Origin of the sequence: Devosia sediminis (assembly GCF_016411825.1) — a bacterium.
Lineage (GTDB): Bacteria > Pseudomonadota > Alphaproteobacteria > Rhizobiales > Devosiaceae > Devosia > Devosia sediminis.
Map to the genome: position 1 here is coordinate 110,954 of NZ_JAEKMH010000006.1, position 18,954 is coordinate 129,907.

Annotated in this window: 20 protein-coding genes and 1 pseudogene; 10 read left to right on the forward strand and 11 right to left on the reverse strand. The window is 63.0% G+C overall.

The genetic code is table 11. The annotated features are described in order from the left end of the window. Positions 1–76 precede the first annotated feature (76 nt). Positions 77–2,197 carry a flagellar biosynthesis protein FlhA gene (flhA, locus tag JEQ47_RS19720; RefSeq protein WP_198878156.1) on the forward strand — a complete coding sequence of 707 codons (2,121 nt, stop codon included), beginning with the start codon at positions 77–79 and terminating at the stop codon, positions 2,195–2,197. Positions 2,198–2,348: 151 nt separating this feature from the next. Further along, positions 2,349–2,720 (forward strand): VOC family protein, encoded by a 372-nt coding sequence (locus JEQ47_RS19725; RefSeq protein ID WP_198878157.1) that lies wholly within the window; start codon positions 2,349–2,351, stop codon positions 2,718–2,720. A gap of 17 nt (positions 2,721–2,737) precedes the next feature. Here the strand turns inward: JEQ47_RS19725 and JEQ47_RS19730 are convergent, their stop codons facing one another. Further along, positions 2,738–3,208, reverse strand: a complete 471-nt coding sequence (locus tag JEQ47_RS19730) for a pyridoxamine 5'-phosphate oxidase family protein (RefSeq protein ID WP_198878158.1) — start codon at positions 3,206–3,208, stop codon at positions 2,738–2,740. A 64-nt stretch (positions 3,209–3,272) separates the two neighbouring features. After that, a complete protein-coding gene (locus JEQ47_RS19735; protein WP_198878159.1) occupies positions 3,273–3,467 on the reverse strand; it encodes a DUF2934 domain-containing protein in 195 nt (64 codons plus the stop codon). A gap of 107 nt (positions 3,468–3,574) precedes the next feature. Between JEQ47_RS19735 and JEQ47_RS19740 the strand changes: the two genes are divergently transcribed. Next, a complete protein-coding gene (locus JEQ47_RS19740) occupies positions 3,575–4,669 on the forward strand; it encodes a zinc-binding metallopeptidase family protein (RefSeq protein WP_198878160.1) in 1,095 nt (364 codons plus the stop codon). Here the strand turns inward: JEQ47_RS19740 and JEQ47_RS19745 are convergent. Beyond that, positions 4,653–5,684: an RluA family pseudouridine synthase gene (locus tag JEQ47_RS19745; RefSeq protein WP_198878161.1), complete on the reverse strand. Its 1,032-nt coding sequence runs from the start codon at positions 5,682–5,684 to the stop codon at positions 4,653–4,655. The genes JEQ47_RS19740 and JEQ47_RS19745 overlap by 17 nt on opposite strands. Here JEQ47_RS19745 and JEQ47_RS19750 point away from each other — a divergent pair. Further along, positions 5,683–6,030, forward strand: coding sequence for a DUF6476 family protein (locus JEQ47_RS19750; protein ID WP_198878162.1), 348 nt, complete (start codon positions 5,683–5,685; stop codon positions 6,028–6,030). The two genes, JEQ47_RS19745 and JEQ47_RS19750, sit on opposite strands and share 2 nt — an antisense overlap. A gap of 252 nt (positions 6,031–6,282) precedes the next feature. Here the strand turns inward: JEQ47_RS19750 and JEQ47_RS19755 are convergent, their stop codons facing one another. Then, entirely contained in the window at positions 6,283–7,449 is a 1,167-nt protein-coding gene (locus tag JEQ47_RS19755; RefSeq protein WP_407931796.1) for a coiled-coil domain-containing protein, read from the reverse strand. A gap of 186 nt (positions 7,450–7,635) precedes the next feature. Beyond that, positions 7,636–8,205, reverse strand: coding sequence for a DUF1134 domain-containing protein (locus JEQ47_RS19760; RefSeq protein ID WP_198878164.1), 570 nt, complete (start codon positions 8,203–8,205; stop codon positions 7,636–7,638). A 124-nt stretch (positions 8,206–8,329) separates the two neighbouring features. On the opposite strand from JEQ47_RS19760, the gene JEQ47_RS19765 reads away from it, so the two are divergent. From JEQ47_RS19765 to JEQ47_RS19775, 3 genes are all read left to right on the forward strand, one after another. After that, positions 8,330–8,794 (forward strand): YHS domain-containing (seleno)protein, encoded by a 465-nt coding sequence (locus JEQ47_RS19765; RefSeq protein ID WP_198878165.1) that lies wholly within the window; start codon positions 8,330–8,332, stop codon positions 8,792–8,794. Positions 8,795–8,878: 84 nt separating this feature from the next. After that, positions 8,879–9,553 carry a histidine phosphotransferase ChpT gene (chpT, locus tag JEQ47_RS19770; RefSeq protein WP_198878166.1) on the forward strand — a complete coding sequence of 225 codons (675 nt, stop codon included), beginning with the start codon at positions 8,879–8,881 and terminating at the stop codon, positions 9,551–9,553. Positions 9,554–9,698: 145 nt separating this feature from the next. Then, entirely contained in the window at positions 9,699–10,067 is a 369-nt protein-coding gene (locus tag JEQ47_RS19775; RefSeq protein WP_198878167.1) for a response regulator, read from the forward strand. 297 nt (positions 10,068–10,364) lie between these two features. On the opposite strand, the gene JEQ47_RS19780 is transcribed toward JEQ47_RS19775, so the two are convergent. The 3 genes from JEQ47_RS19780 to ctrA all read right to left on the reverse strand — a co-directional run bounded on the left by JEQ47_RS19780 (position 10,365) and on the right by ctrA (position 13,720). After that, positions 10,365–11,642: an RNA polymerase sigma factor gene (locus JEQ47_RS19780; RefSeq protein WP_198878168.1), complete on the reverse strand. Its 1,278-nt coding sequence runs from the start codon at positions 11,640–11,642 to the stop codon at positions 10,365–10,367. A gap of 115 nt (positions 11,643–11,757) precedes the next feature. Next, positions 11,758–12,582 (reverse strand): alpha/beta fold hydrolase, encoded by an 825-nt coding sequence (locus JEQ47_RS19785; protein ID WP_236021001.1) that lies wholly within the window; start codon positions 12,580–12,582, stop codon positions 11,758–11,760. Between the two features lie 430 nt (positions 12,583–13,012). After that, the gene (ctrA, locus tag JEQ47_RS19790) at positions 13,013–13,720 is read right to left on the reverse strand and encodes a response regulator transcription factor CtrA (RefSeq protein WP_198878170.1); all 708 of its coding nucleotides are present in this window, start codon (positions 13,718–13,720) and stop codon (positions 13,013–13,015) included. A 463-nt stretch (positions 13,721–14,183) separates the two neighbouring features. Here ctrA and fliI point away from each other — a divergent pair, with 463 nt between their 5' ends. Next, positions 14,184–15,512, forward strand: coding sequence for a flagellar protein export ATPase FliI (fliI, locus tag JEQ47_RS19795; protein WP_198878181.1), 1,329 nt, complete (start codon positions 14,184–14,186; stop codon positions 15,510–15,512). Positions 15,513–15,573: 61 nt separating this feature from the next. After that, positions 15,574–15,987, forward strand: coding sequence for a flagellar export protein FliJ (gene fliJ / locus JEQ47_RS19800; RefSeq protein ID WP_198878171.1), 414 nt, complete (start codon positions 15,574–15,576; stop codon positions 15,985–15,987). Positions 15,988–16,055: 68 nt separating this feature from the next. On the opposite strand, the gene JEQ47_RS19805 is transcribed toward fliJ, so the two are convergent. Continuing rightward, the gene (locus JEQ47_RS19805) at positions 16,056–16,760 is read right to left on the reverse strand and encodes a PRC-barrel domain-containing protein (RefSeq protein WP_198878172.1); all 705 of its coding nucleotides are present in this window, start codon (positions 16,758–16,760) and stop codon (positions 16,056–16,058) included. 368 nt (positions 16,761–17,128) lie between these two features. Beyond that, positions 17,129–17,579: pseudogene (locus JEQ47_RS19810) on the reverse strand (GNAT family N-acetyltransferase). A gap of 291 nt (positions 17,580–17,870) precedes the next feature. Between JEQ47_RS19810 and rpoH the strand changes: the two are divergent. Next, on the forward strand, positions 17,871–18,737 hold the full coding sequence (gene rpoH / locus JEQ47_RS19815; protein WP_198878173.1) for an RNA polymerase sigma factor RpoH: 867 nt from the start codon (positions 17,871–17,873) through the stop codon (positions 18,735–18,737). A 17-nt stretch (positions 18,738–18,754) separates the two neighbouring features. Here the strand turns inward: rpoH and JEQ47_RS20510 are convergent. Beyond that, positions 18,755–18,954 (reverse strand): hypothetical protein (locus JEQ47_RS20510; RefSeq protein ID WP_210338071.1); only part of this gene is annotated, 200 nt, incomplete at its 5' end.

Sequence of the window (18,954 nt, forward strand, 5' to 3'; positions counted from 1 at the left end):
GTACGACAAACTACCCCCACCCTCATTCCCTCCCCTCAAGGGGGAGGGAGGCGCCAGACGAAAGCTCGATGAGCAAATGACCGACATCCCATCCAGCGGCAGGCCGGGCTTCAAGCTGCCCAGCGTCAATCAGGTTCTGACGACCCTGCGCTCGGGCGACATTGCGCTCGCCACGGGCGTGATGGGGCTGATCGTCATCCTGATCGTGCCGCTGCCGCCGCTGCTGGTGGACGTGCTGCTGGCGATCTCGATCGTCTTCTCGGTCATGATCCTCATGACCTCGCTGTTCATCCAGAAGCCGCTGGAATTCTCGTCCTTTCCGACCGTGCTGCTGATTGCCACCATGCTGCGGCTGGGCCTCAACCTCGCCACCACCCGCCTTATTCTGAGCGAAGGCCACAACGGCCACAGCGCCGCCGGACACGTCATCGAGGCTTTCGGCAACTTCATCACCCGCGGCAATTTCATCATCGGTACGGTGATCTTCATCATCCTCGTGATCGTGAACTTCATCGTCATCACCAAGGGTTCGGGCCGTATCGCGGAAGTCGCGGCGCGCTTCAGCCTCGACGCCATGCCCGGCAAGCAGATGGCAATCGACGCCGACCTTTCGGCGGGCCTCATCGACGAGGACACGGCCAAGAAGCGCCGCGCCGAACTGGAAGGCGAAAGCGCCTTTTTCGGTAACATGGACGGTGCGTCCAAATTCGTGCGCGGCGACGCCATTGCCGGCCTTATCATCACCTTCATCAACATTTCCGCCGGCATGCTGATCGGCATCATGCAGCAGGGCCTTTCCTTCCAGGAAGCGGGCAATGTCTATACGCTGCTGACCATCGGCGACGGCCTCGTCAGCCAGATCCCGGCGCTGATCGTCTCGACCGCAGCCGGTATCCTCGTCTCCAAGTCCGGTGTGGCCGGCGCCGCCGACAAGGCACTGACGGCCCAGTTCACCGGCTACCCGCGCGCCCTGGGCATGTCCGCTGCGGTCATGGGCGCCCTCGCCTTCCTGCCCGGCATGCCGTTCATTCCCTTCATGGCGCTGGCAGGCGGCATCGGCTACGTCGCCTGGCGGGCCAGCCAGACCAAGGCGGTCAAGCAGGTCGAGGAAAAGGCGCAGGAAGTGGCCAAGGCCGCCCCGCCCCCGCAGGCCAGCGAACCGCCGATCACCGACAGCCTCAAGATCGACGATCTCAAGCTTGAACTGGGCTATGGTCTCCTGAGCCTCGTCAAGGAAGACGCCAACGGCCAGGATCGCCTGACCGAGCAGATCAAGGCGCTGAGGCGCCAGCTGGCGCTCGAACTCGGCTTCGTCATGCCGCCGGTGCGCATTCTCGACAACATGCAGCTCGAGCCCAACGACTACAAGGTGCGCATCAAGGAAGTCGAAGCCGGCTCTGGCCAGATCTATGCCAACCAGCTCATGGTCATGGACCCTTATGGCAACCCGATCGACCTGCCGGGCAACCACACGACCGAACCCACCTTCGGCCTGCCCGCCACCTGGATCGAGCCGGCTTTGCGCGACGAAGCCGAGCTGCGCGGCCTTTCCATCATCGATCCCTCGACGGTGATTTCCACCCACCTGACCGAGGTGCTGAAGGCCAATGTCGCCGACCTTCTGAGCTATGCCAATGTGCAGAGTCTGCTGACGGGCCTGCCCAAGGACCAGCAGAAGCTGGTGGAAGACATCGTGCCCGGCCAGATTACCGTATCGGGCCTGCAGCGCGTGCTGCAGGCGCTGCTGACCGAGCGCATTTCCATCCGCGACCTCTCGTCGATCCTCGAAGCCGTGGCCGAAATCGCCGGCAATGGCCGCTCCGTGCAGACCATCACCGAACACGTGCGCTCGCGCCTGGCGCGCCAGATCTGCGCCGCCAATGTCGGCCCTGACGGCAACCTGCCGCTCCTCACCCTGTCGCCGCAATGGGAGCGCGATTTTGCCGAGGCCATGGCCGGCGACGGCGACAACCGGCATCTCGCCATGGCGCCGAGCAAGCTGCAGCAGTTCATCGGCGCGGTGCAGTCCTCGTTCGAGCGTGCGGCGCAGATGGGCGAATTGCCGGTGCTGATCACCTCACCCGCCATCCGCCCGCATGTCCGCTCGATCATCGAACGCTTCCGGCCGCAGACCGTGGTCATGAGTCAGAACGAAGTGCATCCGCGCATCCGGCTCAAGACCGTGGGCAGCGTCTAGGACGCGTGAGGGTCGAGTTCAACTATCCCATTCAGGTGTCACCCCGGCGGGTATGAAGGCGACCGGGTCACAACTCAGTAGGACGTGAGATGGTCCGGGCTTTGAACTGCGGCCTTGTCGGGCGCATTATGCTGGCGACACGGAGGACACCATGTACAAGCCCCAAGGCTATACCAGCGTCTCGCCCTACTTGATCGTCGATAATGCGCAGGCGACTCTCGCCTTCATCAAGGCGGTCTTCGATGCCGAGCCCCATGCCGTACATCACGGAGAGGACGGAAGCGTCGCCCATGCGGAAGTGTGGATCGACGATACCGTGCTGATGTTTGGCGAGTGGAAAGGTTCTGGCGCCGTCCAGCATGTTCATGTCTATGTGCCCGATGTGCTCGCCAGCTTCGAAAAGGCGCGACAGGCCGGCGGCAAGGCGGTGCAGAAACCGGTGCGGAAGGACGACCCGGATTTGAGGGGCGGTATCGTCGATCCGTCCGGCACGACATGGTGGCTGTCCACGAGACAGGCATAGACGGGCACCAGCCGGCTTCAGGTCCCGGCGCCCGGTATGACGCCATAGCTTCGATAGGCTTCGGCTTGGCGCTCAGCGTCGGTGCGTTCCGGCACGAGGCTGTAGCTGGGTGCCCAGATGCGCGAAATGCGGGCGATGGACACCACAATGGCGTGGCGCACCGGAAACGCCTCGCCTGCTAGCGTCACCAGCGGCGCGCCGAACTGGCTGAAGTCTGGCTCGTCGGGCGCAACGACACGCGCCATGCCCTCCACCTTGAACCCCCGTTGCGCAAAAACGTCGACAAAGCTGACGCAGACCTTGGGGTTGCCCCGGATATTGCGCACGCTGTTGGTCGAGAGGATATCGGCGATCAGCAAGGTCTCGTCGTCATGGATGGCGAAGAGTTCCTTGGGTGTGACATTGGGTTGACCGTCGGCACTGACGGTCGCCAGCCAGCACAGAACTGCGCGACCCGCATCCTCGCGGAAAGCTTGGTTGATCTTCATACGGACGCTCCCTGGCGGTCGGCGCGACTATGCCCCGCACCATCAGGAAGCGCCAGTGCCGAGCTTAGCTTAGTCGGCCGGGCACAACCGGCGGGATGTCGAGCACCGAAGCCTCGGCGGAAGTGTCCACCATTTCTTCTTCAGCCAGTTCGCGCTCGGCGTCGTACCAGAATTCCTGCTCGCGCCCCTCGGGCTGGCCGGCCTTGTCCCAAAGCTGGAAGGCGCGGTCGCGGATTTTGTCCTCGTCCAGGGTGTGCATGGCGTAGTCCTCCTCTGATGGAACTGCAACGTGCCGCCGTGCCGGCAGTTGCAGCCGGAACGGCAATGTGACCCAGCGCATTGTGGCCGCAGGACATGGGGACGACGATGCGGCTATTTTCCTGCGACCATTGCGGCAATACGCTCTATTTCGAGAATGCCGTCTGCGAGCGCTGCGGCCACGCGCTGGGTTTTGTGCCCGAGCATGGCGCGCTCATTTCCCTCGAAGATGACAACGGCGCCTGGATCAGCCCCGCTTTTCCGGGCAAGCGCTTCCTCTACTGCGCCAATGCGGCGCATGGCGCCTGTAACTGGCTGATCGAGGCCGGCAACGACGGCGCATATTACTGCGCCGCCTGTCGCCACAACGACACCATCCCCGATATCGGCGATCCCGCCAATCTCACGCGCTGGCAGACTATCGAGCGAGCCAAGAAACGCCTCGTCTACTCGCTGATCCGCCTTGGCCTGCCGCTCGAAACGCGCGCCGAAAACCCCGAGCACGGCCTCGCCTTCCGCTTTCTGGCCGATGGCGAAACGTCGGCCGAGCGGGTGATGACCGGCCATGACAGCGGCATCATCACCATCGCATTGAGCGAAGCCGATGATGCCGAACGCGAATATCGCCGCACCAGCATGAACGAGCCTTACCGCACGCTGCTGGGGCATTTCCGGCACGAGATCGGCCACCATTATTGGGACCTGCTGGTGGACGGCCAGCCGGCCCAGGAGCCGTTCCGCGCCCTCTTTGGCGACGAGCGCGCCGACTATGGCGAAGCGCTCAAGGCCTATTACGCCAATGGCGCGCCGCTTGGCTGGATGGACACCCATATCAGCGCCTATGCCACGGCCCACCCGTGGGAGGATTTCGCCGAGAGCTTTGCGCATCTCCTGCACATCATCGACACGGTGGAAATGGCCGCCGCCTTTGGCATCCGGGCCCGGCCCCGCACCGGCGACGAGGCCCTGACGCTGCCGCCGGTGACCTTCGACCCCTATCTCGAGCCCGACATGGCGACCATTATCGACAACTGGATCCCGCTGGCCTCGCTGCTCAACAACCTCAATCGCGCCATCGGCCAGCCGGACGCCTATCCCTTTGTGCTGAGCCAGGGGGTGATCGACAAGCTGGCCTTCATCAACATGCTGGTGCACCAGGCGCCGGTTCTCGACCAGCTCGACCGGCTTACGAGCGTCGAGTAACCTGGTCGTAGGGCTCGAGCGCCTCTTCGAGGGCCTGCAGGTCCTCCGGCAGCTCGGCCTCGAACATCATTTCCTCGCCGGTGGCGGGGTGCTCGAAGCCCAGTTCGGCCGCGTGGAGGGCCTGGCGGCCCAGCGCCTGGACGGCGGCGGCGACCGGCTCGGGCAGCTTGTTGACCTTGGTGGCAAAGCCGGGCGCATAAAGCAGGTCCGAAACCAGCGGATGGCCAATATGAGCCATGTGCACGCGGATCTGATGCGTGCGACCGGTTTCGAGCTGGCACTGGATGCGGGTAATGTCCCAGCCCTTGTCGCCAAAACGGGCTTCCACCGCATAATGGGTGATGGCCTCGCGGCCGCTTTTCAGCACCGCCTGCTTGAGCCGGTTGCCCGGATCGCGCCCGAGCGGCGCATCGACCGTGCCCATGCCCGACTGGGTGGAGCCCCAGGCATAGGCGATATAGGCGCGATGCAGCGGGCCGGTGCGGCCATGGTCGGCGAATTGTTCGGAAAGGTGCTTGTGCGCCTGGTCGGTCTTGGCCGCGACCATGACGCCCGACGTATCCTTGTCCAGCCGATGGACGATGCCGGGGCGCTTGACCCCGCCAATGCCCTTGAGGCTGTCGCCACAATGAAAGATCAGCGCATTGACCAGCGTGCCCGCGGGCGAGCCGGGTGCGGGGTGGACGACCATGCCCACCGGCTTGTTGATGACGATCAGGTGCTCGTCTTCGTAGAGGATATCGAGCGGAATATCTTCCGGCTGCGGATCGGGATCCTCTGGGGGTGGGGCAAGAAGGACGATTGTCTCCCCGGCCTTGAGCCGGTATTTGGGTTCCGCAACTGCCTTGCCATCCACCGTGACGGCACCGGACAGGATCAGATCCTTGATGCGGCTGCGGCTCAGCGCGTCATGCGCCTTGGCCAGCGTCGCATCGAGCCGTCCGCCTTCCATGGCGGCATCGACCACAACCTCGACGGCTTCGCCCTCAAACTCGAAATCGGTATCGTCTGCCATGAGCAATCCTGAAACAAATCCGCCCGGCTCGACCGACACCGAACTGACGCCGGAAGCCATGGCTATGCTGGGAAAAGCCCGCCGCTCCTTCGCGGTTTCCATGGGCATCCTGTTGCTCGGCTTTATGGCGATTGGTGTCGCGCTTGTCTATCGCGTCATGCGCGACAGCCCGCCGCCGTCGGTTGCCGAAAGCGTGGCCGTTCCTCAGGGGGCCGAGGTGATCTCGGCGATCAATACCGACGGCACCATTCAGGTGACCTTCTCGGCCGGTGGCGCCACCCTGCTCAATATCTATGATGCCGGAACCGGCGAACTCGAACGCAGCGTGACCATCGGGGTGGAGTGAGACCGGGGTCCATACCCCTCCCCCGATCCTTCTCTAAGCGTCATTGCCCGGCTCGACCGGGCAATCCATCTTTGCCGATGCCTGGACCACCCGATCAAGTCGGGTGGTGACGATGAACAGTGGATTTGCGCCGCATTCCCATCGCCAGCCCGTGCCGTCCTCGGGCTCGACCCGAGGACCACTCTCAGCATCGATGATGTATCGGCTGGCCCTCGGCTCAGGTCCGAGGGCGGCACCGTACGTGTTTGGGCCCTACCGCCCCTGGATTTCCTTGAGGGCAGCGAGGCGATCGGAGACCGTGCCGCGCTGGCTGTTGGCCGGGGTCGGCAGGATATCGACGCTCTCGCCGTCATCGGCAAAACGCTGCACCCGATCAAAGAGACTTTCCTCGGGCAGGGAATTGACCGGCGTCTCGTGCTCGACGGCATAAACCAGCCGGCTGACGCTGGCGGCAATATCGTTGAGCTTTTCGCGCAGGTGCGCTTCCTCGAAGCGCTCGGTTTCCCAATCGTCCATGATCCCGGCTTCGATCTTGCTGACCTTGTCGCGCAGCCGGTCCAGTTCCTCTTCCATCGAGAGCTTGTCGGCCAGCAATTGCTCGACCCGGCCCTCGGATTTTTCCACCGTCTGGCTGGTTTCAGCGAGCAACGCATTGAGCCGGTTCTCGGCGCTGGCGATGCGTGCCTCGGCCGCCACCAGGTCCTGGGCATCGGCCTCGCGCTGGGCGTCGCGTCCGGCCAGGGCATCGCGCATCTGCGCGATGGCGGCGCTGGCTTCGGCGCTGCGGCGATCGGAGTTTTCCAGCCGTTCGATGAGGCTGCGCGCCTGGTCTTCGAGGAAGGCCGCACGCTTGCGCTCGATGGCGAGCGCCGTGGTCAACTGGTCGATATCGGCTTCGTATTCGCCCGAAAGCGCCACGCCATCGATCCGCGTGGCCTTGGCGAGCCCGCCGCGCAGGCTGTTGCGCAGCGTTTCGATTTCATCGGCCCGGGTTTCGAGCTCACGGTCGCGTTTGCGCAGCCGGTTGCCCAGATCCGCGCCTTCCTTTTCCAGCTCCAGAATGCGGGCCCGCAACTCGACCTCGCGGCTCTCGAGCTCTTGCACCACGGCCAGGTGCTTTTCCCGCTCGGCCTTGAGCACGCCGAGATCGGTGCGCTTCTGGTTGACGTCGCTGAGCTGCTCGGCGAGGCGCTTGCGCAGCGTCTCGACATTCATTTCCAGCCGTCGCGTCGAGAGGGCGAATTCGGCCCGCAACTGGTCCTTGTCGGCCCGGAACTCGGCCATGGTGATGGGGGTCGCGGCCTCGATGCGGCGCTTGGTGAGGCGCACCGCCCGCTTCCACACCGCGGGCATGATGATGAGCGCCACAAGACCTGCTACCAGCAGGCCCAGCGCGAAGTACATGATGTTCTCGATCAGCATGCTTTGCAGCCTCCGGCGGCGCGGACGCACCCGCCTTGGGACTTTCCCTCAGACATTTTCGCAGCAAAGACGGCAGGCCGCCATCTTTGGCCCTGCTTAACCCTAACGGGTTTGGGCCCCGCCGTCACGACAAAGCCGGGGATTTTGTCCCCGGCTTGCGCAGGAAGTGATCGGCCAGTGGATTTAGAAGGGGTTCCAGGTGGGCTGGGCCGTGAAGTTGAGATAGCCCACATTGATGCCCAGCCGTGCGCCGACGCCCGAACGGATCGGCACCACCACGACATCGCCGCGCTTGGTCACGGTCATGCCGACACCGCCGATCACATAGGCGGAGCCATCGATGCCCGGATAGCGACCGAGAATGTCCTGGATGGATGAGAGGTTATAGACCAGCATCATTACCTTGGAGCCGTCGCCGCCGACATCGAGACCGATGCTCGGACCCTGCCAGAAAATCTTGAACTGGCCGGCATTGCGCGTATAGAGCGTGCCCTCACCATATTTGGCGCCGACGATCAGCGCGCCGCCCGCTTCCTCGCCCAGGATATAGCCGTTGGGCTGGCCATACTGGCTCACCGCCCGCTCGACCACCGAGGCGAGGCCCTGCGCCGCCGAGCCGAAGAATTCATGGCCGCTCTCGACTAGTTCCTCGCCCGAAAAGGTGTCGCTCAGCGAACCCTGGGCATAGGCCGGCGCGCCGAAGGCCAGGAGGGCGGCAAGAACGGCGGCAAACTGGGCAAGGCGCGTGAACATGGTCGGATCTCCCCTGGGATCGCGCCCCGTTACCCGGACCTTAAGGTCTGCGACCTAGTCTCGGCCCCGGACATGGCGATCATTGAGGCGCATCATGAAGCAAACCTCTAAACAAATCTTAACCATGATCGCCCTTGTTCTGCCGCTTTTCGGGCACTTTCACGCCACGACCCCGGCGCTCGGCCAGTCGATCGTGACCTGGGTACAGACCGACCCGCTGACCGGCATTGCCATGGGGGGCATGGACCCGGTTTCCTATTTCACCGAAGCCGCTCCCCTGCCCGGCCGCCCGGATTACGAATTTGTCTGGATGGGCGCGCCCTTCCAGTTCGCCAATGCCGCCAATCTCGACGTCTTCGCGAAAAACCCGGAAATTTACGCCCCCCAATATGGCGGGCACGGCGCCATGAGCATGGCGCGGGGCTTCGTTTCGGACAGCGACCCGATGATCTTCACGGTGTTCAAGCAGCGGCTTTACCTCTTTTATTCCGCCTCCAACCGCGAGGCCTTCCTGCTCGCTCCCGACGCCGCGGCCATCAGAGGCGAAGAGCAGTGGCAGCTTTTGTCCAAAACGCTCTCGATACGGTAGTCCGCGCCGGACTTGGGCTTTATTGTCCCTTGAGTGATTCTCGACCTTTCCGCCCGCCTGGGGCGCCTACGGAGACCTGCCGCCATGGACATTATCGAGCTCAAGGCAACCGACCTCGCCGCCATGCTGTGCTCGCGGGTCTGCCACGACCTCATCAACCCCATCGGCGCCATCGGCAACGGGCTCGAAGTTCTGTCCGATCCCAGCCAGGGTGAAATGGCCGAAGGCGCCCGTGACCTGATTGCCAGTGCCGCCAAGCAGAGCCGCGCCAAGCTCGAATTCGCCCGCCTCGCCTATGGCGCCTCCTCGACCGCCGGCACCGATATCGACACCCGCGAATGCGAGCGCGTAGCCCGCATTTTGTTCGAGATCGAAAAGGCCGATCTCGAATGGAACGTGCCGCTGATCCTTTTGCCCAAGCACAAGGCGAAGCTCTTCATGAACATGCTGCTGATCGCGGCCGGCTCGGTGCCGCGCGGCGGCGTGGTGACGGCCTCGATCACCGGCCCGGCAGGCGAGGAAAAGTTCGAATTCACCTCCAAGAGCGATCCTGAAAAGCGCCAGAAGACGCTGGTTCCGTCTGGCTCGGCCGGCCTCCTTTCCGGCATGCCCGAGGAAGGCTCGGTGGACGCACGGGGCATCCAGCCCTTCTATACCGGCCTTCTCGCGCGCATGACCGATATGGAGGTGAATATCGGGATCGAGAACGACATGTTCTTCTTCACGGCCGTGCCCAAGGCCAAGGCCGAAGCCGCCTGAGCTCGGCTAAACCACTGCCACAAAACAAAACCGTTGGAAGCGCCGCAACCTGTTTGCGGCGCTTTGGCTTTGCTGCGCTAACCTTTCACCAACCAATTGGACGGCATAGTGGGGATAAGTGTCACACCTGTCCCAGGGCTTTTTCATGCGCACGTGCCTGATCGTCGACGATTCCAGCGTGGTGCGCAAAGTCGCGCGCCGCATCCTGGAAGATCTCGACTACATCGTGGACGAGGCTGAAGACGGCCAGGAAGCCATCGACAAGTGCCGCCAGGAAATGCCTGACGCCATCCTGCTCGACTGGAACATGCCGATCATGAGCGGGCTGGAATTCCTCAAACTCCTGCGTGCCTATGTCGGGGGCGAAAAGCCCCGCGTCATCTATTGCACGGTCGAGAACGACATCGGCGCCATCGCCCTGGCGCTCAAGGCCGGCGCCAATGACTACATGATGAAGCCTTTCGACCAGGCGCTGCTGATTTCCAAGTTCCAGGACAAGGCCGCAGCGGCCTGAAAGCTCCGCATTCGCGTTTGCCGTCATCACCAGACTTGATCGGGTGATCCACCTTGCCTTGGCGTGCGCGGATGAATGGATTGCCCGGTCAAGCCGGGCAATGACGATCGGAGTGGGGGCAGAGATGCATGTGCAGCAACCGCAAGTCATTCCCGCGATGCAGCCAAACACACGGCTGTCAGCCCGGCGCAGGCCGGGGTCCATCTTGAGATATCAGGATGGATCCCGGCCTGCGCCGGGATGACATTGTGGGTGTGGAGTCGGCGTGGCTCACCACAGAGACGAGGAGGGCTGGAGTTAAACCCCCGCCTCCGCGCGGTTCAGCAAAAACGCCTTTTCCCGCGCATTGCGCGTCAGGCCGGCGGCCTTGCGGAATTCGTCATTGGCTTCCTCGTGCCGCCCGAGCTTGCGCAGGATGTCGCCGCGCACGCCATAGAGCAGGTGGTAGCTTTCCAGCACCGCAGCCTTGCGCAGGCCATCGACGATCGGCAGGGCCGCTTCCGGACCCTGCGCCATGGACACGGCGACGGCCCGGTTGAGTTCGATTACCGGCGAGGGCGTCACCTGGTTGAGGAGGCCGTAGAGCGCAGCGATCTGCCCCCAGTCTGTATCCTCGGCCTTGCGGGCGCGCGCATGGCAGGCGGCAATGGCGGCCTGCAGCGTATAAGGGCCGGCAATGCCGCCCATCTGCTGGGCGCGGTTGAGGCCGGCAAGGCCGCGTCGGATCATCAACTGGTCCCAGAGCGCCCGGTTCTGGTCGGGCAGCAGCACTGGCTCGCCTTTGGCATTGGTGCGGGCCTTGGACCGCGAATGCTGCAGTTCCATCAGCGCCAGGAGACCATGGACCTCGGATTCGTCGGGGATCAGGGTCACGAGGATGCGACCCATGCGCATGGCTTCCTCGCAGAGCTGGGGGCGCATCCAGTCTTCCCCGGCCGTGGCCGAATACCCTTCGTTGAAGATGAGATAGAGCACGCCCAGCACCGAGGAGACCCGCTCCTCGCGCTCCTCGCCCCGCGGCACCTCGAACGGCACGCCGGCTTCGGCAATGGTACGCTTGGCCCGCACGATGCGCTGCCCGATGGTCGTGTCATTGGCCAGAAAGGCGCGGGCGATTTCTTCGGTGGAGAGGCCGCCGATCAACCTCAGGGTCAGCGCCACCCGGCTTTCGGGCGGCAGCACCGGATGGCAGGAGGTGAAGATGAGGCGCAGGAGGTCATCGCCCACATCGTCGTCGAGCTGGTCGTGGAGGGCAGTTTCGGTGTCAGGCACCTCGTCCTCCATGTCGCGGCCCAGTGTTTCGAGCTTGCCCGAGGCCATTTTGCGATGGCGAAAATAGTCGATGGCCTTGCGCTTGCCGGCCTGCATCAGCCAGGCGCCCGGATTGCGCGGTACGCCGGTTTCGGGCCAGGTGCGGAGCGCCGCCATCAGCGCTTCCTGCGCCAGTTCCTCGGCGAGGGAAATGTCGCGCACCATGCGCGTCAGCCCGGCGATCAGCAGCGCCTGTTCGAGCCGCCAGACGGTGGCAATAGCGCGGTCGGTTTCCCGCCGCGCCGCAGTCGCAACATTGCTCATGGCACCCACCCTCCCGATGATGGTCCGTGATTCTGGCGGGAGTGAGCATCTATGTCATGGCCGATTGGTCAAGGGAAAAGCCGGGGCGCTGGCGCCCCGGCGATGTAACGGCGGATCAGAACATGCCCTTGGGCGTCTCACCCTTGAGGAAGGGCGAGATGAACCCCATCAGCAGGTCAGTCTGGTCGATGACAGCCGTATGCGAGGTCGCCGGCAGAATAGCGAGACGGGAGGCGGCGAGCGGATTGCCCATGTCGCCTGCATGGCCGCCGCCCAGCAGCCGGAACATGTCCACCAGATGCTCGAGCGTCATCATGTCGGCATCACCGGCGATGATCAGCACCGGCACCTTGAGGTCCTTGACCTCGTCACCCCAGGCCAGCGGCTCGTGTTCCAGCGCGATCATGCGCTCGACGAAGGGGCGAAAAGCTTCAGGATCCGGCGCAAACTGCTTCCAGGCATCCTCCATCGGCGTGCCGATGAACATTTCCGGCACCATGGTGGGGATCATGGCGAGGAAATCGGGTTGCGCCCCCTCCATGTCATAGGAGACCGAGGCGGCGATGAGCTGGTCGACCTTTTCGGGGTGGTCGAGAGCCAGGCGGAGGCCGGTGGCCGCGCCCATGGAATAGCCGAACACATCGGCCTTTTCGATGCCGACCGCATCCATGAAGGCCGCAACGTCGCCGGCCATATTGGGGTAAGTGATCGGGCGGTCGATGTCATTGGTGCGGCCATGGCCCTGCGTTTCGAGGGCATAGACCGTGTGTGTCTCGGCGAGGCGCCCGATGATCGAGCCCATGGCCGGAATGTTCATATAGGCGCCGTGCAGGACGATCAGCGGATCGCCGCTGCCGGACTTTTCGTAATACATCTGCATGCCGTTGACCTCGACATAGTCGCCGACGGGTTCGCTCTGAGCGAGGGCGGGGGTGGTCATCAGCAGGGCTCCTGCAAGAAGAATGGTGCGGATCATTTCAAACTCCCTTTTGGCCAGGATGGGTCCGGCCTTCATGGAGACGACGCTGCGGCCCAAGCGCATTCGACATATTTCGCGAAGTTTTTTGGGATGGGACGCGGGGCGAGAGGTCACCTCCCCTTGAGGGGAGGGTAGCGGCGCCAGGCGCATGGCGCCTTGGCAAGCTAGAGAGGGGTACTGCTCAGGAACTAACACCCCTCCCGATCTTCGCACCCCCACCCTTAGTCCCTCCCCACAAGGGGGAGGGAGACGATGAACACCGCGACTGATGCCTGCGTCTCCCTCCCCTAGATGGGGAGGGACCGAGGGTGGGGTGACGATGAACGCGAAAACGAAAAACCCCGCGCTTGCGGCGCGGGGTTTAAAAATCGTCCAGCAGGAGCCTGACGGATCAGGCGACGTTTTCGTTGTAGACGTCGTTCTCGTCGGGCTCGCGCAGCACATAGCCGCGACCCCAGACGGTCTCGATGTAATTCTTGCCGCCGGTCGCCACGGAAAGCTTCTTCCTGAGCTTGCAGATGAAGACGTCGATGATCTTCAGTTCCGGCTCATCCATGCCACCATAGAGGTGGTTGAGGAACATTTCCTTGGTGAGGGTCGTGCCCTTGCGGAGCGAAAGCAGCTCCAGCATCTGGTATTCCTTGCCGGTCAGGTGCACGCGGGCGCCCTGCACTTCCACCGTCTTGGTATCGAGGTTGACCATGAGGTCGCCGGTCGAGATGACCGACTGGGCATGGCCCTTCGAACGGCGGACGATGGCGTGGATGCGGGCCACGAGTTCGTCCTTGTGGAACGGCTTGGTCATGTAGTCGTCGGCGCCGAAGCCGAGACCGCGAACCTTGTCCTCGATGCCGGCGAGGCCGGAGAGAATGAGGATCGGCGTCTGCACCTTGGCCACGCGCAGTGTCCGCAGGACCTCGTAACCGCTCATGTCGGGCAGGTTCAGGTCCAGCAGAATGATGTCGTAGTCATAGAGCTTGCCGAGATCGACGCCTTCCTCACCGAGATCGGTGGTGTAGACGTTGAAACTTTCGGACTTCAGCATCAGTTCGATGCTCTGCGCCGTAGCGCTGTCGTCCTCAATAAGGAGTACCCGCATTATATTCCCCTTGTCACTCGTTCCTGCTGGAACCCGCGGGAGGCAAGGCCATATTGCCCGTCCCGCTCCAACCCTACTGGATATGACTGAAGCCTAAGCCCAACTAGTTAACAAAGTTTAATTCTGATCCGCAATACGCAAAGCGCGTTAGGACAAATTTATATTAAGTGACTGAAAAACAAGGTAAAATACGCTTAAAAATTCTTAAGGTACTACATTAAGAAAAGGTTCCAAGAGACTCTTGGGACTCAAGCATTCCGGGCTTTTGAAGGGTGTTTTGCCACAATCGGGCCACAGGGCGCATTTCGCCGATCATCACTGCCAATAGCGCTTTTGCGTTAATGATCGGTTACCATCTGATTCGCGCCAGGCGACGATTCGACCCGGTGCGTAAAGCATAATTATGGCGCCCGGCCTCCCTCCTGGCCACCCCGGATGAATGGCAGATGAACCTGCGATGAGCATGAAAGCGCTGATCTCGGCCATCGAGGCCATAGACGACGTGGAAGTGTTCGGCCGGGTCCGCTCCGTGCAGGGCCTGCTCATCGAAATCGTCGGCCCGGTCCGCGAGCTGCGCGTCGGCGGCCGGGTCACCATCGAGACCACTGACGGCAACAACCTCGCCGCCGAAATCATCGGCTTCCGCGGGGGCCATGCCCTTTGCCTGCCCTTTGGCGAACTGGGCGGCGTGCGCATGGGCTGCAAGGCGGTGTTCCGCCGCCACGACGGCTCGGTCAATCCGTCCGAAGGGTGGCTGGGCCGCGTCGTCAACGCCAATGGCGAGCCCATAGACGGGCTGGGACCGCTGCCGCGCGGCCCAATGCCCTATCCCATGCGCCAGTCGCCGCTGGCCGCCCATGACCGCACCCGCGTCGGCGACCCCATCGAACTGGGCGTCAGGTGCCTCAATACCTTCACCACTATGTGCGAAGGCCAGCGCATGGGCATTTTTGCCGGCTCGGGCGTCGGCAAGTCGGTGCTGATGTCGATGCTGGCCCGCAATACCGATGTCGACGTCTCCGTCATTGGCCTGATCGGCGAGCGCGGCCGCGAGGTGCACGAATTCATCCAGGAGTATCTGGGCGAAGAAGGCCTGCGGCGCGCCGTCGTGGTGGTCGCCACCTCGGACGAGGCGGCGCTGATGCGCCGGCAGGCCGCCTATATCTCGATGTCGATCGCCGAATATTTCCGCGACCAGGGCAAGCGCGTGCTGTGCATGATGGACAGTCTCACCCGTTTTGCCATGGCGCAGCGCGAGATCGGCCTTTCCATCGGCGAGCCGCCCACCGCCAAGGGATATCCGCCCACGGTCTTCACCGAATTGCCGCGGCTGCTCGAGCGCGCCGGGCCTGGAACGCCTTCGAGCGGTTCCATTACCGGTCTATTTACCGTTTTGGTGGAAGGTGATGATCACAATGAGCCCATCGCGGATGCCGTGCGCGGTATTCTCGACGGGCACATCGTGATGGAGCGCGGCATTGCCGAACGGGGACGTTACCCCGCCGTCAATGTGCTCCGGTCCATTTCGCGGACCATGCCAGGATGCGTGCCGGTGGAAGTCCGGCCCACCCTGTCTCGGGCGCGCGAGCTCATGTCCATTTTTTCGGACATGGAGGAACTGATCCGGCTGGGGGCTTACCGGAAAGGGTCAGATCCGAACGTGGACCGCGCCATCGCCATCTTTCCGAAGCTGGAGGCGTTTCTGGGCCAGCAGCGGGACGAGACGACGACGATATCGGAGGGCTATGCGATGCTGGCCCAACTGATCGCCGAGGCGGATGCGCGGGACTGATGGAGCGGCCGATGTGTGCAGGCAACTCCGGAACTGACTTGGTGTGTAAGGAGTACAGGTCGTGAAATCGCGCAGCGAGAGCCTCATCAGGCTCAAGAAATTCCAGGTTGACGAGAAGCGCCGCCAGGTCGCGCAGATCGAGATGATGGTGGCCGACTTCGAGCGCATGGCGTCCGAACTCGACCAGCAGATCGAAATCGAGCACACCAAGACCGGCATTTCCGATGTCGCCCACTTTGCCTATTCGACCTTTGCCAAGGCCGCCCTCACCCGGCGCGACAACCTCCTGGCATCGGCCAATGACATGAAGGGCAAGCTCGAAGCCGCGCAGGATGCGCTGGCCGAGGCGCTTGAAGACCTGAAAAAGGTCGAACTGCTGGACCAGCGCGAGCATCAGCGCGAAAAGGACGAGCAGGCCAAGATCGAACAGGAAGGCTATGACGAAGTGGCGCGAATGCGCTACCGCCGCCAGTAAGCCCCGTTACGACAGCCAATGAAAAGGCCCGCCGAAGCGGGCCTTTTGCATTTCCGGGGTGAGCCGGATTACTGCGGCACGGCCGGAGCGGCCGGGTCAGCCGGGGCGGCCGGATCGGCAGGGGCCATGGCCGGGTCAGCCGGGGCCATCGCCGGATCAACCGCCATCTCGTCGGTTTCCCAGACGAAGTCCGGAGCGGCGGTCAGGGCTTCGGCCGTGGTGGCCAGGACCCAACGCTCGGTCTGGTCGAAGGCGACCGTGTATTCGAGCGACTGGAAGTCGACGGCGACGTTCTTTTCGCCGATGCCGAGGAAGCCACCGACACCGATGACCACGGCATGGATTTCGCCATCAACCGAGATCACGAGATCATTGACGGTACCGATCGACTCGGCGTCTTCGGCGCCGCTCGAGAAAATGGTTGCGCCCATGATTTCCGAAACCAGGGCATCGCCTTCACCGGCAAGGTAGCCAGCCGACATGTCCCAGGGCTCGGCAGTATCAACAGCGGTCGCATCGGCGGCCGGAGCAGCCGGAGCCATGGCATCGCCAGCCGGAGCGGCGTCATTGGCCGGAGCGGCTTCATTGGCCGGGGCAGCTTCGTTTGCCGGGGCCATTTCATTGGCGGGAGCGGCTTCGTTGGCAGGAGCCATCTCGTTCGCCGGGGCCTCGGTGGTGGTGTTGGCCGGAGTTTCCGTGGTGGTGGTCTGGGCTATGGCAGCGGTGCCGAGCACCAGAGCGATGGCCGAGGTGGTCAGAAGAGTGCGGATCATAGTAAGCTCCAAGAGTTCATCGTTGCGGTGAACAGGGCCGTGCACGTCAAACTTGCCGGTAGGGCGTCGCACGGCCCGTCGATGTCTGCTCAACGCAGGTCCGGCGCAACACGTTCCGCAGCTTTTCTCTCGTCGGGTGTGAAACCAAAAGAAGAGGCCGGCTGCTGGTTGTTCCAGCGCCGGCCCCTCCCGCCTCCCGGTTAACGGGTTATTTTTATTCCAACCGCCGACGGCTCGATGGCATGCGGCAGTTCGATCTGTTTCCCCCCGCGGCGCGGCATGGGACGCGCAGGAGGGCCGACAAGCCCCACCATAGCGCAAGCATGATGGCTGGCCAGCCAAGCCGGGGTTAATGCGTTAATGAAGCGCTAATCAACGAGCACGGCGCTGTCGCGGTCATAGTCGCGCATAGCCCGGTGCGGCATGCCGCCATCCATGATTTCCGGGCCGAAAGCAGCAAAGCCGAGGCGCTCGTAAAATCCGAGCTTGTCCGATTGGGCCGTGAGGTAGAAGCGCTCTGCTCCGCCGGTCCGCGCATGGTCCATCGCCGCAACGATGAGCTTGCGGGCAATCCCTTGGCCGCGAAACGCCTGCCGCACGGCCGATCTTGGTGTGCTCGGGCAAACTGACCAGCCGCAGCGTGCCCACGACCTCGCCCTGGGCAAGAGCGACGAAATGGGTGGCGGTCAGGTCGTAGTCGTCGTGCTCTTCTTCCTCGGGCACGTTCTGCTCCCAGACGAAGACTTCACGCCTCAGGGCGAAGGCCGCATTGCAAAGGAGCGAAAAGACGGGGACAGGAAGGATGGTGGTATCGGTCATGGCGCGACCCTAGTGCCGTTCGCGCGCGGCGAAAAGGGTGCCGCCAGCCGTGCATGGCTGCCCGTCACGGCGATGTGTTTGAACTTTTCGCCCTTCTATCGTATTGTGACGATGAATGGCGACGGGCCATTGGAACGCTCTCTCGATTTTCGCGTTCTCGCTCTCTTGGCCCCTTAAAATCGCCAAACTGCGACCTATATTGTCTTCACATCGGTCACTGTGCCCTAAGCGGACAGCAGCCGATATTTCCGCCCGCGCGCTGCGGGGGATGCCGTAAAAGGGGGTGCGTCCATGGCCCAAACCAATCTTCCGGTCCTCTCATCCGAGGGTGGCCTCAGCCGTTATCTTCAGGAAATCCGCAAATTCCCCATGCTGGAAGCGGATGAAGAATATATGCTGGCCAAGCGTTACAAGGAACATGCCGACCCCGGCGCGGCGCAAAAGCTCATCACCAGCCATCTGCGTCTCGTGGCCAAGATCGCCATGGGCTATCGCGGCTACGGCCTGCCGATTTCCGAGGTCATCTCGGAAGGCAATGTGGGCCTGATGCATGCGGTCAAGCGCTTCGAGCCCGAAAAGGGTTTCCGCCTGGCGACCTACGCCATGTGGTGGATCCGCGCTGCCATTCAGGAATATGTGCTGCGCTCGTGGAGCCTCGTGAAGATCGGCACCACCGCTGCCCAGAAGCGCCTGTTCTTCAACCTCCGCAAGGTGAAGGGCCAGATCGCCGCGCTCGACGATGGTTCGCTCCATCCCGACCAGATCAAGCAGATCGCCACCACGCTCAACGTCACCGAAGCCGACGTTGTGCAGATGAATTCGCGCCTCTCGGGCGACGCTTCGCTCAATTCCCCCATGCGGGCCGATGAAGGCTCGTCGGAATGGCAGGACTGGCTGGTCGACGACACGCCCGACCAGGAAACCACGCTGGGCGAGACCGAAGAGTTTTCCGAGCGCATGGGCATGCTGAACAAGGCCATGGACGTGCTCAACGAACGCGAGCGCGCCATCTTCCAGGCCCGTCGCCTGCAGGACAATCCGGCCACGCTGGAAGAACTGGCCCAGCAATACGACGTCAGCCGCGAACGCATCCGCCAGATCGAAGTGCGGGCTTTCGAGAAGGTCCAGGACGCTGTGCGGGAAGCAGCGGGCGCCTAAGGGCATCAGCACATGAATTAGAAACGCCCCGGTGATGAGCCGGGGCGTTTTTGTTTTGGCGGCAATGGGGTGGGAGGCTGACTGTCGGCTTTTATTAGATCCGAGCGCAAAGCGGCAATATGGAGCGCCTTCGGAAGGTATTGAGCCGCCAAGGCTGCATGCCAGTTGAAGCTTGACTTGGCCGCTGCTTTTGCTGATCGTCGCTGAATGGTCGAAA